This is a genomic window from Pseudomonas sp. ASL3, assembly GCF_056680425.1.
On record NZ_CM155281.1, the window covers coordinates 3294755 to 3318631 of the forward strand.

A 23877-nucleotide genomic window follows, 5' to 3' on the forward strand; every position below is an offset into this window, starting at 1 on the left:
AGCCATGATGAAACACATCGTGATGTTCCGCCGCCTGCCTGGCGTGGACAAACAACCCGAGCTGGAAAGCCATCTGGTGCAGTGGATGCGTGATCTGCACAAGGACATCGACTTCGCCCGTAGCTGGAAGATGTCGGCCAATGAGCTGGACCGACCGATCTGCTGGGATTACGTGCTGGAAACCACGTTCGACGATGCCGAGGCGGTGAATCGCTACCTGCCACACCCCGCCCATGTCGCGCTGGTCACCGAATTGAAGAAGTACTTCGAATGGGTCGCCGTGGACTACACCGAAGGCCGCACAGAGGGCAGCGTCCAGGCCGCCTGAAAGCCCAAAAGTCCGAAAACCTGGCGACGATGCTTATTTCCCGTCGCCAGGGACGTACTCGTCACAACAATAACTATATGAGGCCTAAGATGAACAACAACGAGCGTTACGCGCTTGCTGGCGCGGCGGGTCAGCCTGCTGCTGCCATCGCTGACGCAAGCGTCGGCACCGCTGCCTCTGCGAGCCCTGCCGTGGCAAAAAAGACCCGCTATCGGTTCCTGATTCTTGCCCTGATCACGATTGTGCTGGCACTGAGCACCGGCGACCGCGCGGCACTGTCAGTCGCCGGAACCGACATGGGCAAGGAACTGGGCATCAGCTCGGTGGAAATGGGCTATCTATTCTCGGCATTCAGCTGGGCGTATGTGATTTTCCTGATTCCGTCCGGCTGGCTCACGGACTGGATCGGCTCCAAGCGCTCGATGATGCTGGCCGTTGCAGTCTGGTCCTGCTTCACCGTGATGATGGGCATGGTCCACTTCATTGGCATGATTGTCCCGCTGTTGCTGGCCTTGCGGTTTTTGCTCGGCGCTGCCGAGTCACCCGTGGGACCCGCTTCAGGGAGGATCATCGCGGCATGGTTTCCGTCTTCGGAACGGGGCGTGGCCGGAGCGATTTTCAACAGTGCGCAGTACCTGTCACTGGCGCTGTTCACGCCGATCATGGGCTGGCTTTGCTACACCTACGGTTGGGAATACGTGTTCATCATCATGGGCGTTATCGGCCTGGTGATTGCCGCGGTCTGGTGGAAGCTCTATTACCTGCCTGTCGACCACCCGAAAATGAATGCCCAGGAACTGGAGTACATCCGCGCCGGCGACGGCCTGGTCGATCTCGAAGGCCTCAAGACCAAGGCCGCCCAGGCTGGCAAAGGCATGCGTCTGGGTGAAATCGGCCAATTGTTCCGCAGCCGCATGCTGGTGGGAATCTTCCTCGCGCAGTACTGCATCACGTCGATCACCTGGTTCTTCATGACCTGGTTTCCGATCTATCTGGTCAAGGAGCGTGGTTTCGACATTCTCCAGGCGGGCTTCGTCGCGGCAATTCCGGCCCTGTGCGGGCTGGTAGGCGGGGTGTCCAGCGGGTTCATTTCTGACCTGATCCTGAAAAAGACCGGTTCCTTGAGCATTGCCCGTAAAACCCCGATCACCATCGGCCTGCTGCTCAGCGCAAGCATCATCCTCTGCAACTACGCCAGCAGCGCAACCATGGTCGTGGCGCTGATGAGTCTGGCGTTCTTCGGCAAGGGTTTCGGCTCAATGGGCTGGACGATTGTGGCCGATACCGCCCCCAGAGAATTGATCGGCACCACAGGCGGCGTGTTCAACGCGTTTGGCAACACGGCCGGGATCATCACCCCTGTAGTGATCGGCTACATCCTGCAAACCACTGGCTCGTTCGATGGCGCCCTGATCTACGTCGGCGCCCACGGCCTGATCGCGGTGCTCAGCTACTGGCTGATCGTCGGCAAGATTCAGCGCTTCGAACTCAAAAGCGCATCCTGACAACCAGACGTATACGAGGTCTCTCCTGATGAAAATGATCTTCCGCTGGCACGGTCCGAAAGACCCCATCAGCCTGCAATACATCAACCAGATCCCAGGCCTGTACGGCATCGTTTCTTCGCTGTACGACATGCCACTGGGCGAAGTCTGGCCCGTTGACCGCATCAAAAGCCTGCGCGACGCCGCCGCCGTGCACAACTTGAAGATGGAGGTGGTCGACAGTTTTCGCGTCCACGAGGAAATCAAACTCGGCAAACCAGGCCGTGAAGCGTTGATTCCGCAGTACATCGAAACCCTGAAAAACCTGGCTGCCAGCGGCATCAAGATCGTCTGCTACAACTTCATGCCGGTGTTCGACTGGACCCGTACGCAAATGGAATATCAATTGCCGGACGGCTCCAACACCCTGTCTTTCGAGGCGGCGCTGGTTGACCGGCTGGACGTGTCCAAGGGTGTGATTCCGCTGCCGGGCATCGGTACCAAATACCCGCCGGAAAAACTCCAGGCGATGCTGGAGGAATACAAAGACATCAGCACCGAACAGATGTGGAGCAACCTGGAATACTTCCTCGGCAAACTGGTGCCGGTCGCCGAGCAACTGGGCCTGAAACTGGCCTTGCACGCCGATGATCCACCCCGGTCGGTGTTCGGTCTGCCGCGCATCATCAAGAACATCGACGATCACCGTCGCGTGCTGAGCATCGTCGACTCACCGGCCAACGGCCTGACCTTGTGCAGCGGCACCATCGGTTCGGACCTGAACAACGACGTGCCTGCGTTCATCAATGAATTCGCAGCTCGCCAGCGCGTGCATTACGTGCACCTGCGCAACGTGAAAGTCGCTGAAAACGGTGACTTCTATGAAAGCGCACACCCTACTGAATGCGGTTCTCTGGACATGGCCGAGATCATGAAAGCCCTGCATGACGCCAACTTCACCGGTTATGCCCGGCCGGACCACGGCCGGATGATCTGGGGCGAAACCGGCGTACCGGGTTACGGCCTGTACGACCGCGCGCTGGGCATCATGTACCTGCAAGGCTTGTGGGAAGGCATCGCCAAACAGAAGGCGCGCAGCGTGCAACGGCCCGGCCTGACCGTCGTCGCCTGACCGATCTGTTGGCCCGCGGTGGTTTATCTGCGGCGGGCAGTTGAATAACAAAAGAAGGAGGCGCTATGCCTGTTGCAAACAAGACTGCCCGTGAAGTCAGCCCTGTGATCCGCCTCGATCCCGCCGATAACGTGGTGGTCGCCAGGGTCGAAATATCCGCCGGTACGTTGATTGCCAGCGAAGCCGTGACCACCTTGCAAGACGTACCGCTGGGCCACAAGGTCGCCGCGCGCCTGATCGAAAAAGGCCAGCCGGTGCTCAAGTACAACACCGTCATCGGTTACGCCAGCGAAGACCTGCCGCCCGGCACCTGGATGCACAGCCACAACATCGCTTTCGGCGAAACCGACCGCGACTATCGCTATGGCCTGGACTACGTACCCACCGATCTGTTGCCGGCAGAACAACGCGCCACCTTCCAGGGCATCGTGCGCGACGACGGTCGTGTCGCAACGCGCAATTACCTGGGCGTATTCGTCGTCGGTAACTGCGGTGCCACCGTGGCACGCAAAATCGCCAATTATTTTGATGAGCAACGTCTGGCCGACTTTCCCAATATCGACGGGGTTGTGCCGTTCGTGCATGAGATCGGCTGCGGCATGGAAATGACCGGCGAACCCATGGACTTGCTGCGTCGTACCATCGCTGGACACATTCGCCATGCCAACACCGCTGGCGGGTTGCTGATCGCTCTGGGCTGTGAGCGCAACAACATCTATGGCTTCATCGAGCAGGAAAAGCTGGTGCTCGGCGACATGCTCAAGACCTTGGTGATCCAGGACGTCGGCGGCGTGAAAAGCGCGGTGGACCAGGGGATCAAGATCATTCAGGCCATGTTGCCTCAGGCCAATCGGATCAAGCGCGAGCCGGTGTCGGCGGAGCATTTGACCATCGGCATGCAATGCGGCGGTTCGGATGGATTTTCCGGCCTGTCGGCCAACCCGGCCCTGGGTGCTGCGGTGGACATATTGGTGCGGCATGGCGGCACGGCGATTCTCTCCGAGACCTCGGAAATCTTTGGCGTCGAGCACACTTTGACCGCGCGAGCAGTGACCCCGGAAGTCGGACGCAAGCTGATCGACCGCATCGAATGGTGGCTCAAGTACAACGAAGGCCGCGACACTCAGATCAACGGCCGGGTCAGCCCCGGCAACAATGCCGGCGGCCTCGCCAATGTGCTGGAGAAATCCCTGGGCGGCGCCAAGAAAGGCGGCAACGCGCCACTGATGGATGTCTATGAGTACGCCTATCCGGTCACCACTCATGGCCTGGTGTTCATGGACACCCCCGGCTATGACCCGGTTTCCGCCACAGGGCAGATCGCCGGTGGCGCCAACATGATTGCCTTTACCACGGGACGTGGCTCGTGCTTCGGCTCGGTTCCGGCACCCACCTTCAAACTGGCCAGCAACTCGCCTATGTTCAAGCGCATGAGCGATGACATGGACATCAACTGCGGACAGATCATCGATGGCGACAAGAGCATCAAGCAGATGGGGCAGGAAATCTTCGAGCGCTTGCTGATCCACGCGTCCGGTGAAAAAACCAAAAGCGAATTGAATGGCCTGGGCGAGGACGAATTCTGCCCCTGGCAGATCGGTGTGCTGGCCTGAGACAACCGCTGAAAGCCCTGTTGCTCACCCAGCGACAGGGTCCCTCTCATGCGATGAATGCACATCGGTGACCGGTCACAAGCGGGTCACCTCTTGATCCTTAGACTACCAGCGCGATATCGACGAAAATCGCTTGATCATCAGCTACACCTTACCGCTGTTCTAGGGTCGGTAGGAAAAGTTGCCGAGCGAAGGTCAGGCAAGGCAAAAACACCGCTATGCCTTACCCGACAAACATTCAGACATGCCGATGCCTCCCCTGAGGCTCGACAACTTCTGAAGCGTGCGTCTCAATCACACCCTCCACGCCCAACCACCAGGCACTTCCACGACTGGGGTATTGCAGGTAGAACGGCTGCCCCATTTGCGGCGTGCTGATAGCGATGTTCTTTTCCCAGGCCAAGGCCAGAATCCGGTCGAAGGGTTCGTGCCAGGCATGCATCGCCAGGTCGAACGTGCCGTTGTGGATCGGCAACAACCAGCGACCACGCAAGTCGATGTGGGCCTGCAGGGTTTGCTCGGGTTGCATGTGCACGTCCGGCCAATCGACGTTATAGGCACCGGTTTCCATCAACGTCAGGTCGAAAGGTCCGTATTGCTCGCCAATCCGTTTGAAGCCGTTGAAGTAGCCGGTATCGCCGCTGAAAAAGATCCGTTGGTCGTTGTCGATCATTACCCACGACGCCCACAACGAACGATTGCCATCGAGCAGCGTGCGACCCGAGAAGTGCTGCGACGGCGTCGCGACAAAGCGCATGCCGTCGATCTCGGTGGATTGCCACCAGTCCAACTGCCGCACTTTTCCCGCAGGTACGCCCCACTCAATCAAGGTGTCTCCCACCCCGATGGGCGCGAGGAAGTGCTCGGCCTTGTGCACCAGTGCCTTGATCGCCATGTGATCGAGGTGGTCGTAATGGTTGTGCGAAAGAATCACTGCCTTGATCGGCGGCAAGTCCTCGAGACTGATCGGCGGCTGATGGAAGCGCTGCGGCCCGGCCCATTGCACCGGCGAGGCACGCTCGGCGAACACCGGGTCAGTCAGCCAGAACTGATTGCGTAGTTTGAGCAGCACGGTGGAATGCCCCAAACGGAACACGCTGTTATTGGGCGCCGCCAACAATTGCTGACGCGACAGCGGCTGCACCGGAATCGCGCCCACTGGCCGGGTATGTGTCGGCTTGTTGAATAAGGCATTCCAGAAAATGCGCAACGTTTTCCGCAAGCCCATCCGCTTCATGGGGGCATGGTTGCGATACCGCCCTTCATGCTGCAGCGAAGTCAGTGGTTGGGTTGCGTCGTCTGAATTTCGTGTGGTCTTGGTCATGAAAGGCTGACTCCAAGGAACAGGTCGGGTTCCTGCGTCTTGACGAATGGGGATGACAGCTAAAGCGAAGAGCGAGAAGCAACTACACTACACAGTGTAGTTTTAAGCTTGCAACACATCAGATGACAAGTAAACTACCGAGTGTAAATTTTCCCCATCCGCCTGTCTGAAGCGAACCCATGAAAGCTCCTCTACGCCTGACCGACCGTAAACGCGAAGCCATTGTTCAGGCGGCCATTGCCGAGTTTCGCGTCAATGGGTTCGAAGTCACCAGCATGGACAAAATCGCAGCCCTGGCTGAAGTGTCCAAGCGCACGGTGTACAACCACTTTCCGAGCAAAGAAGAGCTGTTCTCCGAGATCCTCCAGCGATTATGGGCCAGCAGCAGCGAGCTGCTGGACTTGACCTATCACCCTGAGCGCCCGCTGCGCGATCAGCTTCAAGCTCTGCTGCTGTCGAAAATGACGACGCTGGCTGACAGCAACTTTCTCGACCTGGCGCGAGTGGCCATTGCCGCGGCGATTCACTCTCCCGAGCGCGCGCAAAACATGGTCGCCCGCCTCAATGAGCGCGAAGAAGGCTTTACCACCTGGATCCGCGCCGCTCAGGCAGACGGTCGTTTCAAGGTGGTCGACCCGAGTTTCGCCGCCAGCCAGATTCATGCATTGCTCAAGGCTTTTGCTTTCTGGCCGCAGATAACCCAGGGCGCTCCGCCCCTGACCCCAGCTGCCCAGGCGTCGGTGATCGAATCCACACTGGACCTGTTTCTGGGCTGGTATGAAATTCCTGTTTAGCAGGTGTGTCTGGAAAAGTTTCCGCGCCTGACACTCAGCTTTCGCGAATGAATTCGCTCCCACAGGGGAAATACGATCTAACTGTGGGAGCGAATTCATTCGCGAAGAGGCCAGCGCTGCCAGCACATCACTCCTGCGCATGCTGCTGAAACAATTCCTCCAACCATTGCATCAAGGCCCTCAAACGCTCCGGCACATGCTGTTGTTGGGCATACAGCAAGAACACTTCCATCGGCGCGGGCACGTAGTCGGGCAACACCGACACCAGCTCGCCGCTGGCCAGAAGCTCACGCACTCCCATATACGGCACCTGCACCAGACCGAGTCCGGCGCGGCAGGCTGACTCGTAGGTATCGGTGTTATTGACCGTGACACTGCCCGCCATCGGTACCTGGCGCAGCTTGCCGTTTTGCATGAATTCAAAGCCATTGGAGCGTGCGCCCAACACGCTGACGTAATGAATCAGCCGATGCCCGGCAAGGTCCTCCAGGGTCTGCGGCACCCCATACGTGCGCAAATAGCCCGCGCTCACGCAATTGATCATGCTCACCCGACCAATCAGCCGCGCGACGATGGACTGATCAGGCTGCGCACCGACTCTCAACACACAATCAAATCCCTCGCGCACCAGGTCCACTCGGCGGTCGGTGCTGCTGATCTCCAGTTCTATCTGCGGATGGCGCGCAATGAATTCGGGCAAGCGAGGCATAAACACTGTGCGCGCCAGCACGCTGGGCATATCGACCCGCAAACGCCCGGTCAGCACGGCGCCATCGTGACGAAACAAGCCTTCGAGCTCATCCATGTGCGACAGCAGATTCTTGCTGCGCTCATACAGCACCAGCCCGTCCTGAGTAACTTGCACCTTGCGCGTGGTGCGATGCAGCAATCGGGTGCCCAGCAGTGCCTCTAGCGCCTGAATATGCTCGGAAACACTCGACCGAGGCAGACCCAGACTCTCCCCGGCCTGAGTAAAACTCGACAGCTCGGTGACACGGATAAAGGTCTTCAGCAGCTCCAGCTTATTCATCTTCATGCCTTTTATTGTTCGACTTATCCGATCAGTGATTCCGAATTACTCCTGTTTATCATGCAATACCGTACAAATAAACTCTCCTCAACAGCTTCACTCTCCAGCATGAGGAACAGGCAATGACCCGTAAAATCGCACTCATCACCGGCGCCAGCCGGGGTCTCGGCAAAAGTGCAGCGCTGCACCTTGCCGCACAAGGGATCGATATCATCGGTACTTATCACAGCAATGCCGCCGAATCACAGGCCGTTGCCCACGAGATCGAACAACTCGGCAGTCGCGCCGTGATGCTGCAACTGGACGTCGGCAAGAGCAGCACGTTCGCCGCGTTTAGCGCTGAGGTCAGTAGAACCTTGAGCACGAGCTTTTCCCGAAAATCGTTCGACTTTCTGATCAACAACGCCGGTATCGGCCTCTATGCCAGCTTCGCCGACACCAGCGAAGAGCTGTTCGATCAACTGATGAACATCCACCTCAAAGGCCCCTTCTTCTTGACCCAAGGGCTGCTGCCGCTGATCGCCGACCAAGGCCGGATCATCAATATTTCCACTGGCCTGACGCGTTTCACCCTGGGCGGTCACGGTGCTTACGCCATGATGAAAGGCGGCCTCGAAGTCCTGACCCGTTATCAGGCTCAGGAGTTGGGCCCGCGCGGCATCCGCGTCAACACCTTGGCACCGGGCGCGATCGAAACCGACTTCGGCGGCGGCGTAGTGCGTGACAACCCACAGATCAATCAATACATCGCAGCCGACACCGCCCTGGGCCGTGCGGGTCTGCCGGACGATATCGGCGGCGCCATCTCGATGCTGTTGGCCGAGGGCAGCGGCTGGATCAACGGCCAACGTATCGAGGCGTCGGGCGGCATTCATCTCTGATACAGGCTGGACAGGCCTTCGCTTTCGCACAAAACACGGCTGTGGCTGCTGGAGACCGCGGCCCTGCTAGACTTCACAATCATTCCAATGGATGCCACCCATTAGGGTGTACCATCACCCACTCTGCATTAAGAATCAGTGAGCCATGTCTACGGAAAGCGAAGAGAGCCGTCAGATCGTAGCTTCTCTGGCGCACCGAGCTGGTAATGATGCCGACGCGGCGCACATCGCCGATGCGATCGTTGCCACATTGCAAGAAATGGACGCCGCCCTGACCCCCATCATCGGACAGCAAGGAGTTGCCGCGCTTTATCGTCGCAGTCTCTACCTGTCCACCTCCACCCATCCACGCCTGGCCGGCACGCATGCAAGCGTGCAGACCGCCATGGATCTGATTGAACTCAAATCCGTACTCGTCCTGCAAAGCAGCACCGACGCCAGTCTGTTCGGCGAAGAGCTGCTGAAGACGTTCTACGAATTGCTGACCACGCTGGTCGGGCCCTCGCTTACCGCACGCTTGCTTCGTTCCGTGTGGGAAAACTCTTTGAGCGGCACCCCCGCGCAGGATACTTCGCCATGACCACCAAAGTGACAATCAACCGCCTGGCCACCGGCGTGCCAGGACTGGACGAGGTGCTTGGCGGAGGATTGCCGGAGTTTTCGTTCAACCTGATCGCCGGGCCGCCCGGTTGCGGCAAGACCACGCTGGCCCATCAGATGATGTTTGCCCTGGCAACGCCCGAACGCCCGGCCCTCTTTTTCACCGTGCTTGGCGAACCGCCGCTGAAGATGCTGCGTTACCAGCAGCAGTTCGACTTTTTCGACAGCGAAGCGATCAATCATTCGATCCGCTACATCAATCTGGCCGACGACACGTTGGCGGGCGATCTGGATGAGGTGTTACGGCGTATCGTGACCGCAGTCGAAACCCATGGCCCGGCGCTGGTGTTTGTCGATTCTTTCCGTTCTGTGGTGCTGGCGAGCCGAACCCAGGACAATCCGAATAACAACCTGCCGCAGTTCGTTCAACAACTGGGTATGTTGATGACCACCTGGCAGGCCACTACCTTCCTGATTGGCGAATATTTCACCGAGACCGACACCAACCCGATCTTCACCGTGGCCGACGGTTTGATCTGGCTGCGGCAGAGTGTGCAGCGCAATTCCATGGTGCGCAAAATGGAAATCATGAAGATGCGCGGCCAGCCAACCCTGCCCGGCCTGCACACCTTCCGCATCAGCACTTCGGGCATCAAAGTCTTCGCGCCTGCTGCGGTGAAAACCGGGATTCAGTCCGAACCCTCCAAGGGTGCCCTGCGTTCGCGCCTGAAGATGGGGGTGCCGCGGCTGGACGAGATGCTCGGTGGCGGTCTTCCGCGAGGGTATTCCTTGCTGGTTGCCGGGCCCTCCGGTTCCGGGAAAAGCATTCTGGCGTCGACCTTCCTTGCCGAAGGCGCCCGCAACGGCGAGACCGGCGTGATCGCGGTGTTCGAGCAACGCCCCAATCATTCGCAAAACGCCACGCTGGCCAACCTGATCCAGAGCGGCCAGGTCGGCCTGGTGGACAGTCGTGCGCCAGACCTGTCCATCGACGAAATCGTCCAGTTGCTGTTGAGCGAGATCAATCGCCTGAAGGCCACGCGGGTGGTCATCGATTCGCTGTCAGGCTTCGAGTTGGCGCTGGCGCCCACCTTCCGCGACGACTTTCGTGAATCGCTGTCATGCATGGTCAACGCGCTGACCAGCGCCGGTGTCAGCGTGTTGATGACCTCCGAACTTGAAGACCGTTACACCGATCTGCGTTTCAGCCCTTACGGCACGGCCTTCCTGACCGACGCCATCATCGTTCAGCGCTATATTGAAGTAGAAAGCCGCTTGCTGCGCATCATGGCCGTGGTCAAGGTTCGGGCCAGCGCCCATTCGGATGAGCTGCGCTTGTACCGCATCGACGATAAAGGCCTGCAGATCGGCGAAATGCTGCCTGACAAGGAAGGCTTGCTGGGTGGCCGACCCACACAACGGAGTTCAGGTGTGGCGCGTCCTGGAGATGAAGATGATTGAGTCAACCTCATGAGCGAGAGTACTGGCAAGAATGATGAAGCGAAGGCCACTGCCACTCGCGAACTTTTCCTGCTGGGTCAAAAAACCGTGGAAGCGCGTAGCGTGCTGGCCGAGCTGCAACAAGACCTGATCGAGACCAACAATCGTCTAGGCGACAGTCAGCAGGTCGAGCAACTGATCGAAGCCAATCAACAATTGGTGTTGGCGATACTGCTGGCTCAGTCGGACGCCAAGACGCCCCATCGCGTCGAACAACAACGTCTGTACCTGGAGCTGCGTGAAGCCAACAAGCGACTGGTCACGGCGGTGCTCACCGCGCAAAGTCTTCAGGCGTCAGCCGAGCACGCGCTGGGGCAACAAAGGAACATCCTCGCGCTGGTCGCCCATGAACTGCGTAACCCGTTGACGCCGATCAGCATGATCGCCGGACGTCTGGCGCGGGTGCCCAGTGAGGAATTGCCGCGCATGCAGGCCCTGATCGAAGCTCAGGTGCAGCACATGTCACGTCTGGTCGACGACCTGCTGGACGTCTCCCGCGCCAGCACCGGCAAGTTGCGCCTGGATTGCGGCGAAGTGGACATGGTGCAGATCATCAAGGAGGCGATTGACGTGTGCACGCCGGTGATGAACACGCGTCTGCTGCATTTCGCCGCTCACCTCCCCAGCTGCACGCTGGCGGTGAACGGCGACCCGGTACGCCTCACCCAAATCCTCGGTAACCTGCTGGCCAACGCGGCCAAGTACACACCACCTGGCGGCATCGTCGAACTGTCCGTCAACGTCGAGGACGATGTGTTGGTGATGAGTGTTTCCGACAACGGCATCGGCATTACCGCCAAAGCGCTGCCGTTCATTTTTGAACCCTTTGTCCAGGACGTACACGCCGTCGGCTTCAACGGCGCAGGCCTGGGTATCGGCCTGACCGTGGTCCGCGAACTGGTCGAAGCCCATGGCGGCACTGTAACCGGTGCCAGTGATGGCGACGGCAAGGGCAGTGAGTTTATCGTCATCCTGCCGCTGCTCCAGAGCTAACCCCCCCAGGTTTTATCCAACCCGGCGTGAAACCGGGCGCTGCAATTTTCTACAAGGCACACACTTTCCGATTCGCCATAGTCCTCTGCACAAGCGCTCCGCTTCGCATTTACGGAGGACATTTTGTGAATACAGCACAGCACTCGCCCCTTCAACTGGGCTTTACCAGCGACAACATCGCTGGCGCTTCGCCTGAGGTCATCGCCGCCATTGCCGCGTGCGGTAGCGGTCAGGCGCAACCCTATGGCGCGGATGACACGACGCGGCGGGTCGAAGAAAAACTCAGTGCCCTCTTCGAAAAAGAGCTGAGTGTATTTCTGGTACCCACCGGTTCCGCCGCCAACGCCCTGTGCCTGAGCGTGCTGACGCCAACCTGGGGCCACGTGTTCTGCCACCCCGACAGCCACATCAACAATGACGAATGTGGCGCCCCTGAATTTTTCAGCAATGGCGCGAAATTGGTCACGATCGACGGCGACTCAGCGAAGATCGATCCCTCACTGCTGGCGCAACAGGCGCGGCGCAAAGTCGGTGACGTTCACTCGACCCAGCCGGCGTGCGTCAGCATCACTCAGGCCACCGAAGTCGGCAGCGTCTACTCGGTCGCGGAAATCTCCGCCATTGGCCAGGTCTGCCGGGATGCGGGGCTGCGCTTGCACATGGACGGCTCACGGTTTGCCAATGCACTGGTATCGCTGGGTTGCTCCCCCGCAGAAATGACCTGGAAAGCCGGGGTCGAAGCCCTCTCGTTCGGCGCCACCAAGAACGGTGTGCTGGCCGCCGAAGCGATCATCCTGTTCGACCGCGATCTGGCGACGCAAATGGGTTACCGGCGCAAGCGCGGCGGCCACCTGTTCTCGAAAATGCGCCTGTTGTCGGCACAAATAGAAGCCTATCTGGACGACGAACTGTGGCTGAACAACGCCCGTCAGGCCAACGCCATGGCCAAACGCCTTGAGACCGGTCTCGGCGCGATCGACGGCATCACGCTGCAAGGGGTTGCCCAGGCAAACATCCTCTTCTGCCAATTGCCGCAGCCGGTGATCGGCGGTTTGCTCGCCCAGGGCTTTCGCTTTTATCACGACCGCTGGGGCCAAGGCGTGGTCCGTCTGGTCACCTCCTTCGCCACCACTGCAGCCGATGTGGATCATTTCATCGCGGCGGTGAAACGGATGTCGGTCTGATCAGTAGGACGAAGGGGCGACGCCATACGCTTGGCGGAACGCGCGATTGAAGTGGCTCTGGTCGTAGAAGCCCACCTCCAGCGCCACTTGAACGATGGAGGCGTCCGATTGTGCCAGCAGCGAACAGGCGCGCTCCAGCCGCAGCCGCACCAGCCAGGCATGGGGGGTCATGCCGACGGTTTGCTTGAACCGGCGCAAAAACTGAAAGCGGCTTAAATCACACAGCTGCGCCAATTGCTCCAGGGTGATGCTCTCGTGACTGTGCGCATGACAGTAATCACGCACGCGTAACCAGTGCAGCGATGAAAGCCCACCTTCGATAACTTGCGGTCGGGCCGCGGACGTCTGCCGGAGCAAACGCTCAAGCAACTGCAACCAGTGCTCATCGACTGCCAGTGGCGCGCAATCTTGCTGCATGGCCCGGTGTAGCCACATCAAATCTTGGGAAAGGCGCGGGTTCTCGATCATCGAACCCGCCCATTGCGCTTCGCCCCGAATACCCGTGATTTCTTCGCTGAAGCGATCCACCAGTTTCGACGACAGACGAAAGGTGGTCATGGTGTAAGACTCGCCGTCGGCGCCAGCACCGTCATGGATCTGCCCCGGCGGCATCACCGAGATACGTCCTGGCCCGAGCAACACCGACGTACCGTTAAACCTTTGGCGCTGAACGCCATCCGGCACCAGGCCAATGTGGTAATCAAGGTGGTAATGCGGCTCGAACCGAAACTCGGAGAATCGCGCCTCACTCAGCACCAGCCTTGGCATGTTGGGCGCGCGATGGTAATGGACCAGCTCTTTCATGACTCATGACCTGAGAACAGCGGACGAAGGGCGCCTCAGATATAGCCCGGATGCCTGAGGGCGTCTTGTATTTTATTGCGCGCTGGCAGATACACTGCGTCAGTCGGACGCGACCCAGGTCCATTCGCAGGCACGGCTGCCCCCTCGGGAGACTGACATGAACTATGACTTACTGATCCGCAACGCCCTGATCATCGACGGCACCAACACCCCGGGCTACCCCGCTGACGTGGCCGTTCGGGATGGGCGTATCCAGCGTATCGGCGATATCGATGGTTTATCGGCAACCGAAGAAATCGACGCCAGAGGCCGGGTATTGGCGCCAGGCTTTATCGATGTGCACACCCACGATGACACCGTGGTGATCCGCCAGCCCGAAATGTTGCCCAAGCTCAGCCAGGGCGTGACCACGGTGATTGTCGGTAATTGCGGAATCAGCGCCTCCCCCGTACGTCTGCTGGGTGACCCGCCGGACCCGATGAACCTGCTGGGCTCTGCCGCCGCCTTCGTTTATCCACGCTTCAGCGATTACCGTGCTGCCGTGGATGCCGCCCGCCCCGCAGTGAATGTCGCCGCGCTGATCGGCCACACCGCCCTGCGCAACAATCATCTGGATGACCTGTACCGCACGGCCAAACCGGCAGAAATCGCCGCCATGCGCGCCCAACTGCGCGACAGCCTCGAAGCCGGTGCGCTGGGCCTGTCCACAGGTCTGGCCTACGCCTCGGCGTTCTCGGCGGACACCGATGAAGTGCTGCAACTGACCGAAGAGCTGACAGCGTTCGGCGCGGTGTATACCACGCATTTGCGCAGCGAGTTCGAACCGGTGCTGGAAGCCATGGACGAGGCGTTTCGCATCGGTCGCCACGCCAAAGCGCCGGTGGTGATTTCCCATCTGAAATGCGCCGGTGCCGGCAATTGGGGGCGTAGTCCGCAGTTGCTCGTCGCGCTGGAGCAGGCTGCGCTCAACCATCCAGTGGGTTGCGATTGCTATCCCTATGCCGCCAGCTCCTCGACGCTGGACCTCAAGCAAGTCACCGACGCCTTTCGCATCACCATCACCTGGTCGACGCCACATCCAGAACAAGGCGGACGCGACTTGATGGACATCGCTGCGCAGTGGGGTCTGCCGTTGCTGGAAACCGCGCGCGCACTACAACCGGCCGGTGCGGTGTATTACGGCATGGACGAAACGGACGTGCAGCGGATTCTGGCGCACCCGTTATCAATGATCGGTTCCGACGGTTTGCCGGAAGATCCCTTCCCGCATCCGCGCTTATGGGGCGCGTTTCCACGGGTGCTGGGGCATTTCAGCCGCGACCTTGGTTTGTTCCCGCTGCACACCGCCGTGCACAAGATGACGGGCCTGTCCGCCGCACGTTTTGCCCTGCATGAACGAGGGGAAATCCGCGAAGGGTATTGGGCCGATCTGGTGTTATTCGACCCGGAACGGGTCCGCGATGTCGCCGACTTCAGCAATCCCCAGCGCGCCGCCGAAGGGATCGACGGCGTCTGGGTCAATGGTCGTCTGAGCTACGCCGAAGGACGGGCCCAAGGGCAGCGGAAGGGGCGTTTTTTGCCGCGTAGTGGTGGATTGGCTGAGGGTTTCAATGCCTACTCCTGAGTGGGCGGCTGGTACGAATTAACTGTAGGAGCTGCCGAAGGCTGCGAAAGGCCGGGGTCGCGCTCGACCGGCACGACCTTCAGCGGTCTCAAGAAAGCGACCGGTTCCCGGTCGATCGCAGCCTTCGGCAGCTCCTACAGGTTCCATATCAACTCCCGAGTAACTTGCCCCGGCACTCACCAAAGCCAATGGAGGCGTAACCCTCTCGATGGCAACGCGCGCGGAAGATGACTTCGTCGCCATTTTCCAGGAAGCGCCGGCTTTCACCGCTTGGCAACGTCAGGGCCTGTTTGCCGCCTTCGCTGATTTCCAGCAGGCTGCCGAACTGCCCGGCTTGCGGCCCGGACAAGGTGCCGGTTCCGAACAGGTCACCCGGTTGCAGCTTGCAGCCATTGACGCTGTGGTGCGCGACCATTTGCGCGACGGTCCAGTACATGTTCTGGGTGTTGCTCAACGCCAGGCGATGGGGGGCCATGCCCTGCTCTTTCATTTGCTCGGTGAGCAGCAACACTTCGAGTTCGATATCCAGCGCCCCGCCCTGCTGATCGGCGGCATCGAACAAATACGCCAGTGGCTGCGGATCACCTTCTGGCCGGGCCGGTTGCGCGGTACGGAATGGCGCCAGCGCCTCGGCCGTCACCACCCACGCAGAAATGCTGGTGGCGAAGCTTTTCGACAGAAACGGCCCCAGCGGCTGGTATTCCCACGCTTGCAGATCCCGCGCCGACCAGTCATTGAGCAGGCAGAAGCCGGCGATATGCTCAGCCGCGTCACCAATGGCAATTGCGTCGCCGATGGCATTCCCCGGACCGATCCATACGCCCATCTCCAACTCGTAATCGAGGCGTTTGCTGGGGCCGAATTCCGGGACGGTCGCGCCCGGCGCCAAGGTCTGGCCATTGGGGCGTTTGACCGGCGTATCGGAAATGCAAATAGTCGAGGCGCGACCGTGATAACCGATCGGTACGTATTTGTAGTTGGGCAACAGGGGGTTGTCCGGGCGGAACAGTTTGCCGACATTCAGCGCGTGATGAATGCCGACGTAAAAGTCGGTGTAGTCACCGATACGCGCCGGCACGTGCATCTCGCAATCAGCCATTGGCTGCAACAGGGTTTCAGCCAATGGTCGCAAGCGCGACAGCTGTGGGCTGTTTTCATCGAGCAAGTGCAGCAGTTCGTTGCGCAGGGCTTGTCGGGCTGATGCGCCCAAGGCGAAAAAGTCGTTGAGCTGATCGCGGCTGGCCGCTTCGGCAGCATCACGCGCTGCACCGTTGAAAAAGCCGACATCCAGCGCAGCACGCAGGTCGAAAATCATCTCGCCAATGGCAACGCCACCGCGCTTGCTCAAGCCAGGACGGCTGAAAACCCCCAGTGGCAGGTTCTGCAAGGGAAAATCAGCGTGGCCGTTGGCGGACGTCACCCAGCTAAGAGGGTTCGATGAAGTGCTCATTCTTGGGTTCCCGAGTCGAAGGTCTTGGCCATGCCTGACCAGCAGGCATCGTAATCAGTCTGTAGTTGTGGGCAGTCGAGGGCATGGCGGCTGACGCGCAGCACTTTGCCAGTCTCGAACATGAACGCCATGGTGTTGTCGATCTTGTGCGGTTTGAGGTCGGCGGCGATAGCGTTCTCTGCCGTGGTGTTGTCCGGCCCGTGAGCGCTCATGCAGTTATGCAGGGAAACGCCGCCGGGGGCAAAGCCTTCCGCCTTGGCATCGTAGACGCCATCGATCAGGCCCATGAATTCGTTCATCAGGTTGCGATGGAACCACGGCGGCCGGAAGGTCTTTTCGGCCACCATCCAGCGTGGCGGGAAAATCACGAAATCGACGTTGGCCTGACCCGGTACCGGGCTGGGCGCGGTCAGCACGGTGAAAATCGAGGGGTCCGGGTGGTCGAAACTCACGGTGCCAATAGTATTGAAACGGCGCAGATCGTATTTGTACGGGACATTGTTGCCATGCCAGGCGACCACATCGAAGGGTGAATGATCGAGTTGCGTGGCCCAGAGTTCACCGAGGAACTTCTGCACCAGCACCACCGGCTCATCCCGGTCTTCGAACTGCGCCACCGGCGCCAGGAAGTCCCGCGGATTGGCCAGCCCGTTGCTGCCAATCGGCCCCAGCTCCGGCAGGCGCAAGGCACAGCCATGGTTTTCGCAGACATAGCCGCGAGCGCTGGCATCGAGCAGCTGGATGCTGAATTTGAGCCCGCGCGGCAACACGGCGATTTCCTGTGGCTCGATGTCCAGCACACCCAGCTCACTGACGATCCGCAAGCGACCCGCCTGCGGCACGATCAACCACTCGCCATCGGCATTGAAAAAAGCCCGGTCCATGGAAGCGTTGGCGCAGTAGACGTAAACGCTGACGCCTTCAGCCTGATCCGCCGCAGAAGTACTGGCGAGGCAGATCAAACCGTCGAGGAAGTCGGTGCGTTCAGCGGGGATATCGAACGCGTTCCAGCGCAGGCGGTTCGGGGTGATCGGGCCAGAAGCCTGACCGACGATCTGCCGTGCCAGGCGCTCGTAACGAGGATGCGTGGCCGAGGGTTTGATCCGGTACAACCAGGTACGGCGGGCTTCCGAGCGCGGCACGGTAAAGGCCGTGCCCGAAAGCAGTTCGGTATACAGGCCATGTGGGTGTTTTTGCGGGGAGTTCTGCCCGACCGGCAATGCCCCAGGCAATGCCTCGCTGCTGAACTCGTTACCAAAGCCACTTTGATAGGCCAGGGCTTCAGGAGAATGGGCTGTGAACATCTCGACCTCTTGTTATGACGCTGAAGGTTTTATTTTCGTAATCATATTACGCATAACGTAATTTGAGTTTGTGATGAGGTCAAGCTATAAAGCAGCCTTCTCAGACCGGCGCACACCTCTTCATGACAGCGGAAATCGAAAGCCCAGCAGGCGGACGGCAGCAAAAAGTTCAGGCGGCCGAGGTCGGCGTGGGCATTCTCAAGGCGCTGGCCGAGCTGGCCCCTGCTACCTCCTTGTCGAAACTGGCCGAACACGTGGGCATGCCCGCGAGCAAGGTCCATCGCTATCTGCAAGCACTGGTCGCCAGTGGGTTCGCCGAACAGAACGTCGCCACCAATCATTATGGTCTTGGACGCGAGGCGCTGCAGGTTGGCCTGGCCGCGCTGGGGCAACTGGACGTGTTGAAAATCGCCGCCCCACATCTGGTCACGCTACGCGATGAACTCAACGAAACCTGCTTTCTCGCGGTGTGGGGCAATAAAGGGCCGACCGTGGTGTATGTCGAGCAATCCATCGGTGCAGTGACGCTGGTGACGCAGATCGGCTCGGTGTTGCCGCTGCTCAGTTCATCCACCGGACTGGTGTTCAATGCCTTTCTTGCGGCCAGCGAAACCGCCGAGCTGCGCGGGCTTGAGTCCGCACAGTTGAACGCCCGGCAACTGAAAGAAATCGACAGGCACCTCAAGGAAATCCGCAGCACCGGTGTGCATCAGATTCACGGGATGTTGATGGCGGGCGTGAATGCCGTGTCGTCACCGGTGTTCGCCATGGGCAACAAACTGGCGGGCGTGCTGACGGTGGTGGGCTCGGCGTCGGTGTTTACGGCTGAGGTGCAGAATTCGGCGGCGCAGCGGTTGGTGAAAACGGCACAGGCGATTAGTGAGCGGATGGGGGGCAGTCAGCCGATCTCGGGCGCCTGATCTGACGCCATCGCGGGCAAGCCCGCTCCTACAATTAATCGCATTCCCTTGTAGGAGCGGGCTTGCCCGCGATCCGCATCACGCGGTCTATCAATCCGCCTTCAACACCCCACGCCGAACCTGATCGCGCTCGATGGATTCGAACAGGGCCTTGAAGTTGCCTTCGCCGAAGCCGTCATCGCCCTTGCGCTGGATGAATTCGAAGAACACCGGCCCCATCAGGGTTTCCGAGAAGATCTGCAGCAACAGCCGACGCTCGCCGCCATCCGATGAACCGTCCAGCAGAATACCCCGAGCCTGCAATTCGTCCTGCGGCTCGCCATGGTTCGGCAGGCGCCCTTCGAGCATCTCGTAATAAGTCGCCGGTGGCGCGGTCATGAAGCGCATGCCGATGGCTTTCAACGCATCCCAGGTCTTGATCAGGTCGTCGGTGAAGAACGCGACGTGCTGGATGCCTTCGCCGTTGAACTGCATCAGGAACTCTTCGATCTGACCCGCGCCTTTGGACGATTCCTCGTTCAGCGGGATACGGATCATGCCATCCGGCGCGGTCATGGCTTTCGAGGTCAGGCCGGTGTATTCGCCCTTGATGTCGAAATAACGGATTTCACGGAAGTTGAACAGCTTCTCGTAGAAGTTCGCCCAATACGCCATGCGACCGCGATAGACGTTGTGGGTCAGATGGTCGATGAACTTCAGGCCCGCGCCTTCCGGGTGACGGTCCACGCCTTCGATGAAATTGAAGTCGATGTCATAAATCGACGTGCCTTCGCCAAATCGGTCGATCAGGTACAACGGCGCGCCGCCAATGCCTTTGATGGCAGGCAGACGCAGCTCCATTGGTCCGGTGGCGATTTCAACCGGTTGCGCACCCAGTTCCAGTGCGCGGTTGTAGGCTTTTTGCGCATCCTTGACCCGGAACGCCATGCCGCACACCGAAGGACCGTGCTCGGCGGCAAAGTAGGAGGCAACACTGTGGGGTTCGTTGTTGAGGATGATATTGATATCACCCTGACGATAGAGCGATACGTTCTTGGAGCGGTGATTAGCGACTTTGGTGAAACCCATGATCTGGAACACAGGTTCCAGGGTGTTCGGGATCGGCGAGGCGAATTCGATGAATTCAAAGCCCATCAGGCCCATCGGGTTTTCGTAGAGATCAGCCATGGTCTGGCTCCTTGCAATAGAGAGTGAAAAAACCAACTGCCGGGTTCACTCTCCAGCGGGCGGAGCACAGGAAATCCCTCGCACACTGCGCGCCAGGAAGTCTCCGAAGATCAGTTGTAAGCCCAGGATTTTCATGTTGAATGGATCACTCTGGCTTGTCGGGTTGCGCATCGGGATGCGCGCATTTGAAAGCCTGATGTTGCAGCGCCAGGTGCTCGACCCGGCAAATCTTCGGATAGGCGGTCAGGTCGACGTTGAAGCGACGGGCCGCGTAGATTTGCGGCAACAGGAACACATCCGCCAGGCCTGGCTGGCCGAAACAGAAGTCCTGATCGCCGATCAACGCTTCGACCGCAGTGAAGCCTTCAGTGATCCAGTGGCCGACCCAGGCAACGACTTCAGTTTCTTCAACGTTGAGGCCACGCAGCCGGTTCAGCACGGACACATTGTGCAGCGGATGAATATCGCAACCGATCAACGCGGCCACCGAACGCTGCTGCGCCCGCTCGATCAGGTCCGCAGGCAATAGTGGCGGCTGCGGATAGCGCTCTTCCAGGTACTCGATGATCGCCGACGACTGGATGATCACCTCACCCGTTTCGAGTCGCAGCGCAGGTACCCTGCCCTGAGGATCGATGGCTTTGTATTCGGGCTTGAGCTGTTCGCCGCCGTCGCGAATCAGGTTCACCGGGATCGCATTGAACGCCAGCCCCTTCAAGGCCAGCGCGATGCGTACCCGGTAACTCGAGGTCGAGCGGTAATAGGTAAATAGATCCACGGGGCTGCCTGCTGTGTTGCACGTTCTCTATCAATGATAGCTACGGGAGACGTGCCTGCTTACTATGTTCGTAATCGTGTTACGCAATGCGTAAATTGCGGGAGATAAGGTGGGATGTCAAGTTTGCGCTGCGTGGACAGGCCTCTTCGCAGGCAAGCCTGCTCTCATCAAACAAAAAATAACGCATTGTTTTTTATGCCTTTTATTTGGCCATAACTAACTGCATCCCAAGCTTGTGTGCCTTGCGTTCCAGGGCACGCAGTTGACGGTGTCGACTCTCGGCTTCATAGGCTTCCATACCTCGCTCCACGTAGGGTTGGCCTTTGGTCAACATGACGTAGATCAGGCGGGCCAGTTGATGCGCGGTGGCTTTGATGGCGCACGCGGTATCCATGCGCGCCAACCGGGCTCGATGGCTGGCGCCGATGAAGCTCTTGTCGTTGCGCGCGTTGGACGCGGCCTGCTTCAAGGCCTGCGCGGCTCGATTCGAGACCTTTGGCGGACTACCAGGCAGCTGCCTGCCGCCGGATATCCGGGTCGCAGGTGCCAGGCCGAGCCAGGAACAGAAGTGTTGTTGCGTGGGAAATCGCGATAAATCAGGCCCGATTTCGCTCGCCAGTGCCAAAGCGGTTTCGACGCCGATGGTGGGAATAGCGGTCAAATCAACGCCCATTATTTTTCCCAGCGCACGGTGCAAACGGGCTTGCTCGGCTGACGAGCGGTGCGGGCTGCGCAGTGTCTTGGCCGGCGGCATAGGTTCATCGTTCAATACCGGCAGTCGATCAATGGCGTGAGCGATGGCCTGATCGCATTCGGCAATTTGCTGTTCCAGAAAATCATGCGTCGCCATTTCCTGAGCCAGGGCATGCAGATGCTCGGTTCGCCAGTTACCGCGCAGGCTGCGGGCAATGGTTTCATGATCGGCCTTGATGTGACCGTTTCGAAAACCGGCCAATACGTACGGATCACGCTCGCCGCCGATGATCGCGTTGAGGATTTTCTTGCCCGTCAGGCCGGTGATGTCACTGATGACAGTGGCTAGCTGGATGTTCATCTGGGTCAAGGCTTTCTGCATGCGATTGACGCTCTTGGCCTGATCGCGAACTTTCATTGCGCGCTGGCGAACCAGAGAGCGCATCGAGCAAATGTCGTCGGCGGGCCGAAAGGCGCCTCTGAGCAAGCCGTGGGTCATGAGCTGCCAAATCCACTGGCAGTCCAGCACATCGGATTTGCGCCCGGAGGTCTGGCGGGTGGCGCGGGAGTTCACCAAATACACCTCGAAGCCCCGTGCATCGAGGATTTCAAACAGCGGTATCCAGTAGACCCCGGTTGCCTCCATGGCCACGACATTGATCTTCAACGCTTCGAGCCAATCGGCTAATGCGAGCAACTCGTCGGTGAACGTTTTAAACGAGCGGACAGGGGTGTCGCTCTGGTCGGGGTTGACCCCCACCCAATGCTCGCGACTGCCAATATCGATACCCGCACAATGAGGGTGAACCACTTCAAAACGTTTCTGCTGGTTCTTGCGCGCCATGACAATTCCTCGCAGGATTGAGGGGCGCGCGGGGAGCACGGTGGCGAATGGATTCACTCTCTCATACGTGGTCACAGCTTGCTGTGCCGACAACGACTCCACGCCGATACCGTGCGGACCACTCTCCCATGCGGGTGCGTACACACCAGTGATGGCTACGGTCTTGGTCCCCGCGCGCACTTCGATTCTACGACGTGCCCCTGTTTGCTGCGCGACAGCGCGGCGTCGAAGACGCGGCGAGGCCTCCCATCAAACAACGCATAAATCATTGAAAATAAAGCATAATTTTTATGCAATTTTCAGCCTAACGCTGACCCCCTGTAGGAGCTGACTTGTCTGCGATCCAGTGCGAAGCGCTGGCAAAAATAGTGAATTCACCACCGCTGGAAGGTCCTTCGGCCCTTATCGCAGACAAGTCAGCTCCTACGCCCTCCGGGCAGAATCGAGCCCGTGTTTGCTGCGCGACAGCGCGGCGTCGAAGACGGGGCGGGCCCTCCCACAGGATTGGAGCCAGTCACAAATTATGTGCCCGAAGCAGATTAACTGTGGGCAGGCTTGCCTGCGAAGAGGCCTGACTGACACAACGCAAATCAAGTCCACCCCTCCAGCCGCAACGTCGATCTCACCAGCCGCTGCTCTTCGTTTTCGATTTCCTTGAGGTTCTCGCTGATGCTCTGGATATGGGCGATGGCGGCCTTGCGCGCCTGTTCAGGCAGGCGGCCGGTGACTGCGTTGTACAGGCGGGCATGTTGCCGGTCGATCTGGCGTTTTTGCGGCTCGCGGTGATACAGGTTATTGACCGAGGCGAACACCGTATTGAGCAGCAGATCGGTCAACGAGCGCAGGGTCTGCACCAGCACCGGGTTGTGCGACGCCTCGCAGATCGCCAGGTGAAAAGCATGGTCCAGTCGCGCATGGCCTGACGCATCAAGCGGTTGGTCGTGCGCGGCGATCAGCGCTTCATAGCTGCGCGTGATCAACACAAAGTCGGCATCGGTGCCACGCAATGCCGCCAGTCGCGCGGACTCCCCTTCCAGCAGGCTGCGCACCTCGAACAGATCGTAAAGGGTGCGCGGTTGTGAGCCAAACAGGTGCATCAACGGCGACGTGGCGGTGTGGCTCGACAGTTGCGCGACGAACGAGCCCTTGCCTTGTTCGGTCTCGATGATGCCTCTGGCACGCAGCAGTTTCAGGCCTTCACGCAAGGCAGTACGAGACACGCCGAGTTTTTCCGTGAGACGTCGCTCGGACGGCAAAATCTGTCCGGTTTTCAACACGCCATCGACGATCAAGCGCTCGATGCGTTCACACACCACATCGGCGACCTGCGGCGCACGCGGCGAAGAAGAAGGGTTACTCATGCACGCTCCACTGGTATGACCAGTTATGAAAGCCAAAACAAGAAAACCAAACTAAATATTTAACAAATT

The 23877-nt window shown here is 59.4% G+C and carries 21 protein-coding genes; 12 read left to right on the top strand and 9 right to left on the bottom strand.

The window, feature by feature from the left end:
• The first annotated feature begins 4 nt into the window (after nt 1-4).
• From AC1MEE_RS15230 to AC1MEE_RS15245, 4 genes are all read left to right on the top strand, one after another.
• A complete protein-coding gene (locus AC1MEE_RS15230; protein ID WP_480416105.1) occupies nt 5-328 on the top strand; it encodes a Dabb family protein in 324 nt (107 codons plus the stop codon).
• An 89-nt stretch (nt 329-417) separates the two neighbouring features.
• Nucleotides 418-1833 carry an MFS transporter gene (locus AC1MEE_RS15235; RefSeq protein WP_480416106.1) on the top strand — a complete coding sequence of 472 codons (1416 nt, stop codon included), beginning with the start codon at nt 418-420 and terminating at the stop codon, nt 1831-1833.
• 28 nt (nt 1834-1861) lie between these two features.
• A complete protein-coding gene (locus AC1MEE_RS15240; RefSeq protein WP_480416107.1) occupies nt 1862-2944 on the top strand; it encodes a mannonate dehydratase in 1083 nt (360 codons plus the stop codon).
• Nucleotides 2945-3009: 65 nt separating this feature from the next.
• Entirely contained in the window at nt 3010-4557 is a 1548-nt protein-coding gene (locus tag AC1MEE_RS15245; RefSeq protein WP_480416108.1) for a UxaA family hydrolase, read from the top strand.
• A gap of 238 nt (nt 4558-4795) precedes the next feature.
• On the opposite strand, the gene AC1MEE_RS15250 is transcribed toward AC1MEE_RS15245, so the two are convergent.
• Complete coding sequence (locus tag AC1MEE_RS15250) at nt 4796-5881, bottom strand: MBL fold metallo-hydrolase (RefSeq protein ID WP_480416109.1); 1086 nt, start codon at nt 5879-5881, stop codon at nt 4796-4798.
• A 179-nt stretch (nt 5882-6060) separates the two neighbouring features.
• Here AC1MEE_RS15250 and AC1MEE_RS15255 point away from each other — a divergent pair, with 179 nt between their 5' ends.
• Nucleotides 6061-6675: a TetR/AcrR family transcriptional regulator gene (locus AC1MEE_RS15255; protein ID WP_480416110.1), complete on the top strand. Its 615-nt coding sequence runs from the start codon at nt 6061-6063 to the stop codon at nt 6673-6675.
• A gap of 127 nt (nt 6676-6802) precedes the next feature.
• Here the strand turns inward: AC1MEE_RS15255 and AC1MEE_RS15260 are convergent, their stop codons facing one another.
• On the bottom strand, nt 6803-7705 hold the full coding sequence (locus AC1MEE_RS15260) for a LysR family transcriptional regulator (RefSeq protein WP_480416111.1): 903 nt from the start codon (nt 7703-7705) through the stop codon (nt 6803-6805).
• Between the two features lie 122 nt (nt 7706-7827).
• Here AC1MEE_RS15260 and AC1MEE_RS15265 point away from each other — a divergent pair, with 122 nt between their 5' ends.
• The 5 genes from AC1MEE_RS15265 to AC1MEE_RS15285 all read left to right on the top strand — a co-directional run bounded on the left by AC1MEE_RS15265 (nt 7828) and on the right by AC1MEE_RS15285 (nt 12863).
• Complete coding sequence (locus tag AC1MEE_RS15265; protein WP_480416112.1) at nt 7828-8586, top strand: SDR family NAD(P)-dependent oxidoreductase; 759 nt, start codon at nt 7828-7830, stop codon at nt 8584-8586.
• A 145-nt stretch (nt 8587-8731) separates the two neighbouring features.
• Nucleotides 8732-9166 (top strand): hypothetical protein, encoded by a 435-nt coding sequence (locus tag AC1MEE_RS15270; RefSeq protein WP_480410448.1) that lies wholly within the window; start codon nt 8732-8734, stop codon nt 9164-9166.
• The gene (locus AC1MEE_RS15275) at nt 9163-10647 is read left to right on the top strand and encodes an ATPase domain-containing protein (protein WP_480410449.1); all 1485 of its coding nucleotides are present in this window, start codon (nt 9163-9165) and stop codon (nt 10645-10647) included. The genes AC1MEE_RS15270 and AC1MEE_RS15275 overlap by 4 nt, the downstream gene beginning before the upstream one ends.
• 9 nt (nt 10648-10656) lie before the next feature.
• The gene (locus AC1MEE_RS15280) at nt 10657-11679 is read left to right on the top strand and encodes a sensor histidine kinase (RefSeq protein WP_480410450.1); all 1023 of its coding nucleotides are present in this window, start codon (nt 10657-10659) and stop codon (nt 11677-11679) included.
• A 125-nt stretch (nt 11680-11804) separates the two neighbouring features.
• Nucleotides 11805-12863: a threonine aldolase family protein gene (locus AC1MEE_RS15285; RefSeq protein ID WP_480410451.1), complete on the top strand. Its 1059-nt coding sequence runs from the start codon at nt 11805-11807 to the stop codon at nt 12861-12863.
• On the opposite strand, the gene AC1MEE_RS15290 is transcribed toward AC1MEE_RS15285, so the two are convergent.
• On the bottom strand, nt 12864-13667 hold the full coding sequence (locus tag AC1MEE_RS15290) for an AraC family ligand binding domain-containing protein (RefSeq protein ID WP_480410452.1): 804 nt from the start codon (nt 13665-13667) through the stop codon (nt 12864-12866).
• Nucleotides 13668-13824: 157 nt separating this feature from the next.
• On the opposite strand from AC1MEE_RS15290, the gene AC1MEE_RS15295 reads away from it, so the two are divergent.
• Complete coding sequence (locus tag AC1MEE_RS15295) at nt 13825-15291, top strand: N-acyl-D-amino-acid deacylase family protein (protein WP_480410453.1); 1467 nt, start codon at nt 13825-13827, stop codon at nt 15289-15291.
• 148 nt (nt 15292-15439) lie between these two features.
• On the opposite strand, the gene fahA is transcribed toward AC1MEE_RS15295, so the two are convergent.
• Together fahA and hmgA are read right to left on the bottom strand one after the other, a co-directional pair.
• The gene (gene fahA, locus AC1MEE_RS15300) at nt 15440-16741 is read right to left on the bottom strand and encodes a fumarylacetoacetase (protein ID WP_480410454.1); all 1302 of its coding nucleotides are present in this window, start codon (nt 16739-16741) and stop codon (nt 15440-15442) included.
• The gene (gene hmgA, locus AC1MEE_RS15305) at nt 16738-18045 is read right to left on the bottom strand and encodes a homogentisate 1,2-dioxygenase (RefSeq protein ID WP_480410455.1); all 1308 of its coding nucleotides are present in this window, start codon (nt 18043-18045) and stop codon (nt 16738-16740) included. Before hmgA ends, fahA begins: the two co-directional genes overlap by 4 nt.
• Before the next feature lie 122 nt (nt 18046-18167).
• On the opposite strand from hmgA, the gene AC1MEE_RS15310 reads away from it, so the two are divergent.
• Nucleotides 18168-18965: an IclR family transcriptional regulator gene (locus AC1MEE_RS15310; protein WP_480410456.1), complete on the top strand. Its 798-nt coding sequence runs from the start codon at nt 18168-18170 to the stop codon at nt 18963-18965.
• A gap of 90 nt (nt 18966-19055) precedes the next feature.
• Here AC1MEE_RS15310 and hppD read toward each other — a convergent pair whose 3' ends face one another.
• The 4 genes from hppD to glcC form a co-directional block, all read right to left on the bottom strand.
• A complete protein-coding gene (gene hppD, locus AC1MEE_RS15315) occupies nt 19056-20132 on the bottom strand; it encodes a 4-hydroxyphenylpyruvate dioxygenase (RefSeq protein ID WP_480410457.1) in 1077 nt (358 codons plus the stop codon).
• 145 nt (nt 20133-20277) lie between these two features.
• Nucleotides 20278-20910 carry a maleylacetoacetate isomerase gene (maiA, locus tag AC1MEE_RS15320; RefSeq protein WP_480410458.1) on the bottom strand — a complete coding sequence of 211 codons (633 nt, stop codon included), beginning with the start codon at nt 20908-20910 and terminating at the stop codon, nt 20278-20280.
• Between the two features lie 202 nt (nt 20911-21112).
• Nucleotides 21113-22447: an IS110 family RNA-guided transposase gene (locus tag AC1MEE_RS15325; protein ID WP_480410459.1), complete on the bottom strand. Its 1335-nt coding sequence runs from the start codon at nt 22445-22447 to the stop codon at nt 21113-21115.
• A 590-nt stretch (nt 22448-23037) separates the two neighbouring features.
• A complete protein-coding gene (glcC, locus tag AC1MEE_RS15330) occupies nt 23038-23808 on the bottom strand; it encodes a transcriptional regulator GlcC (protein ID WP_480410460.1) in 771 nt (256 codons plus the stop codon).
• Nucleotides 23809-23877 lie beyond the last annotated feature (69 nt).

What these genes read in the sequence shown, in the direction of transcription:
- AC1MEE_RS15265 (WP_480416112.1), top strand. Translation starts at nt 7,828, where the DNA reads ATGACCCGTAAAATCGCACTCATCACCGGCGCCAGCCGGGGTCTCGGC.
- AC1MEE_RS15270 (WP_480410448.1), top strand. Translation starts at nt 8,732, where the DNA reads ATGTCTACGGAAAGCGAAGAGAGCCGTCAGATCGTAGCTTCTCTGGCG.
- AC1MEE_RS15260 (WP_480416111.1), bottom strand. Translation starts at nt 7,705, where the DNA reads ATGAATAAGCTGGAGCTGCTGAAGACCTTTATCCGTGTCACCGAGCTG.
- AC1MEE_RS15250 (WP_480416109.1), bottom strand. Translation starts at nt 5,881, where the DNA reads ATGACCAAGACCACACGAAATTCAGACGACGCAACCCAACCACTGACT.
- AC1MEE_RS15240 (WP_480416107.1), top strand. Translation starts at nt 1,862, where the DNA reads ATGAAAATGATCTTCCGCTGGCACGGTCCGAAAGACCCCATCAGCCTG.
- AC1MEE_RS15245 (WP_480416108.1), top strand. Translation starts at nt 3,010, where the DNA reads ATGCCTGTTGCAAACAAGACTGCCCGTGAAGTCAGCCCTGTGATCCGC.
- hppD (WP_480410457.1), bottom strand. Translation starts at nt 20,132, where the DNA reads ATGGCTGATCTCTACGAAAACCCGATGGGCCTGATGGGCTTTGAATTC.
- AC1MEE_RS15290 (WP_480410452.1), bottom strand. Translation starts at nt 13,667, where the DNA reads ATGAAAGAGCTGGTCCATTACCATCGCGCGCCCAACATGCCAAGGCTG.
- AC1MEE_RS15275 (WP_480410449.1), top strand. Translation starts at nt 9,163, where the DNA reads ATGACCACCAAAGTGACAATCAACCGCCTGGCCACCGGCGTGCCAGGA.
- AC1MEE_RS15310 (WP_480410456.1), top strand. Translation starts at nt 18,168, where the DNA reads ATGACAGCGGAAATCGAAAGCCCAGCAGGCGGACGGCAGCAAAAAGTT.
- AC1MEE_RS15325 (WP_480410459.1), bottom strand. Translation starts at nt 22,447, where the DNA reads ATGGCGCGCAAGAACCAGCAGAAACGTTTTGAAGTGGTTCACCCTCAT.
- AC1MEE_RS15295 (WP_480410453.1), top strand. Translation starts at nt 13,825, where the DNA reads ATGAACTATGACTTACTGATCCGCAACGCCCTGATCATCGACGGCACC.
- AC1MEE_RS15235 (WP_480416106.1), top strand. Translation starts at nt 418, where the DNA reads ATGAACAACAACGAGCGTTACGCGCTTGCTGGCGCGGCGGGTCAGCCT.
- AC1MEE_RS15255 (WP_480416110.1), top strand. Translation starts at nt 6,061, where the DNA reads ATGAAAGCTCCTCTACGCCTGACCGACCGTAAACGCGAAGCCATTGTT.
- AC1MEE_RS15230 (WP_480416105.1), top strand. Translation starts at nt 5, where the DNA reads ATGATGAAACACATCGTGATGTTCCGCCGCCTGCCTGGCGTGGACAAA.
- glcC (WP_480410460.1), bottom strand. Translation starts at nt 23,808, where the DNA reads ATGAGTAACCCTTCTTCTTCGCCGCGTGCGCCGCAGGTCGCCGATGTG.
- hmgA (WP_480410455.1), bottom strand. Translation starts at nt 18,045, where the DNA reads ATGTTCACAGCCCATTCTCCTGAAGCCCTGGCCTATCAAAGTGGCTTT.
- fahA (WP_480410454.1), bottom strand. Translation starts at nt 16,741, where the DNA reads ATGAGCACTTCATCGAACCCTCTTAGCTGGGTGACGTCCGCCAACGGC.
- AC1MEE_RS15280 (WP_480410450.1), top strand. Translation starts at nt 10,657, where the DNA reads ATGAGCGAGAGTACTGGCAAGAATGATGAAGCGAAGGCCACTGCCACT.